Origin of the sequence: Alloscardovia venturai (assembly GCF_042676605.1) — a bacterium.
Taxonomy (GTDB): Bacteria; Actinomycetota; Actinomycetes; order Actinomycetales; family Bifidobacteriaceae; genus Alloscardovia; species Alloscardovia venturai.
In genome coordinates, this window is the sequence record NZ_JBHTHQ010000037.1 from 1 (window position 1) to 2,443 (window position 2,443).

Genomic DNA, 2,443 nt, shown 5'->3' on the forward strand with positions numbered 1-2,443 from the left:
TCAAAGAAATTGACGGGGGCCCGCACAAGCGGCGGAGCATGCGGATTAATTCGATGCAACGCGAAGAACCTTACCAAGACTTGACATGTTAACGATTGCCCTAGAGATAGGGTTTCTCTTCGGAGCGTTTTCACAGGTGGTGCATGGTCGTCGTCAGCTCGTGTCGTGAGATGTTGGGTTAAGTCCCGCAACGAGCGCAACCCTTGTCTTGTGTTGCCAGCACGTTATGGTGGGAACTCACAAGAGACCGCCGGGGTTAACTCGGAGGAAGGTGGGGATGACGTCAGATCATCATGCCCCTTACGTCTTGGGCTTCACGCATGCTACAATGGCCGGTACAGCGAGATGCGATGTGGTGACGCGGAGCGGATCTCTTAAAACCGGTCTCAGTTCGGATTGGAGCCTGCAACTCGGCTCCATGAAGGTGGAGTCGCTAGTAATCGCAGATCAGCAACGCTGCGGTGAATGCGTTCCCGGGCCTTGTACACACCGCCCGTCAAGTCATGAAAGTGGGCAACACCCGAAGCCGGTGGCCTAACTCTTTTGAGGGGGAGCCGTCTAAGGTGAGGTCCGCGATTGGGACTAAGTCGTAACAAGGTAGCCGTACCGGAAGGTGCGGCTGGATCACCTCCTTTCTACGGAGATTTTGATGCTCACGGTTTGTGGGTGTAGTTTGGCAGCCTTTTATACAGCCTGGAGTACTGGGTTGGGGTTGTTCTGGTGTGGAAGATTTATCAAGATTGGTGTAGTGTGGGGCATGCTTTTGGGGTTCCCGGATCGCCACGGTGATTCGTGCCCTTCTAACCGAGATTAGAAGTTTGAATGCTTTTGGTTGGGGTTGGTTGTGGTGTAGTGGTTTGAGAACTGGATAGTGGACGCGAGCACAAGACAATAATTTGTTTTGTGTTGTAATTGAATCGAACTCTGTTTTAGAGTTGTGGTTCGATCGTTTTGTGATCATTTTAGTGTGATGATTTGTTGTCTAGGAATTGTATTCGATTAGGGCTTATGAGTGTATTGCTTGTAAGGGCTTAGGGTGGATGCCTTGGCACACAAGAGCGATGAAAGACGTGAGAGGCTGCGATAAGCCTCGGGGAGCTGTCAACTGAGCTGTGATCCGAGGATTTCTGAATGAGGAAACTCACCACGTATGAATGCGTGGTACCCATGTTTTTTGGGGGCGTACGTAGGGAAGTGAAACATCTTAGTACCTACAGGAAAAGATATTCCGTGAGTAGTGGCGAGCGAAAGCGGATCAGACCAAACCGGTAGCGTGTGATACTTGTCAGGGGTTGCGTTGCCGGGGTTGTGGGACCCATATTCCATTACTGACATGATGGGTGTGAGTGATAAAATGACGTGTGAGCTGAACAGGATTGAATGCCTGGCTGGAGAGGGTGATGGCCCCGTAGGTGAAAACGCGTTGTCTCTGAGTGGTGTTCCCAAGTAGCACGATACCCGAGGAATTTCGTGTGAATCTGCCCAGACCGTTGGGTAAGTCTAAATATATTTGTGTGACCGATAGTGAACGAGTACCGTGAGGGAAAGGTGAAAAGTAGTCCGGGAGGACAGTGAAATAGTTTCTGAAACCGTGAGCTTACAATCCGTCGGAGCCTTTCGGGGTGACGGCGTGCCTATCGAAAAATGAGTCTGCGAGTTAGTGGTATGTAGCGAGGTTAACCCGTGTGGGGGATCCGTAGCGAAAGCGAGTTTTAAAAGGCGTTTGAGTTGCATGCCCTAGACCCGAAGCGGGATGATCTATCCTTGAGCAGGTTGAAGCAGGGGTAAGACTTTGTGGAGGACCGAACGCACCTAGGTTGAAAACTGGGGCGATGACTTGTGGATAGGGGTGAAAGGCCAATCAAATTCCGTGATAGCTGGTTCTCTCCGAAATGCATTTAGGTGCAGCGTCAGTTTATAGTTTCCATGGGGTAGAGCTACTGGATGCTTGCGGGCCCAGTGTGGGTACCAATAGCAGCCAAACTCCGAATACGTGTGAAGTGTTTTCTGGCAGTGAGTCAGCGGGGGATAAGCTTCGTTGTCGAAAGGGAAACAGCCCAGATCGTCGTCTAAGGTCCCTAAGCGTGTGCTAAGTGGGAAAGGATGTGGAGTCGCATAGACAGCCAGGAGGTTGGCTTAGAAGCAGCCATCCTTGAAAGAGTGCGTAACAGCTCACTGGTCTAGTGGTTCCGCGCCGACAATGTAGCGGGGCTCAAGCACACCACCGAAGACGCGGCAATCAGTCTTTTTTAGGCTGGTTGGGTAGGAGAGCGTTGACTACTGGGGTGAAGCGCTGGTGTAAACCTGGTGTGGACTGTAGTCAAGTGAGAATGCAGACATGAGTAACGAAATGCACGTGAAAATCGTGCACGCTGGATGACTAAGGGTTCCAGGGCCACGTTCATCGTCCCTGGGTGAGTCGGGTCCTAAGGCGAGGCCGACA

The 2,443-nt window shown here is 51.5% G+C and carries 2 rRNA genes; both read left to right on the forward strand.

Features of this window, described 5'->3' with window-relative positions:
* Positions 1 to 635: ribosomal RNA gene (locus tag ACFQY8_RS08040) — 16S ribosomal RNA — on the forward strand; the annotation flags it as partial.
* A 378-nt stretch (positions 636 to 1,013) separates the two neighbouring features.
* A 23S ribosomal RNA gene (locus ACFQY8_RS08045) occupies positions 1,014 to 2,443 on the forward strand; the annotation flags it as partial.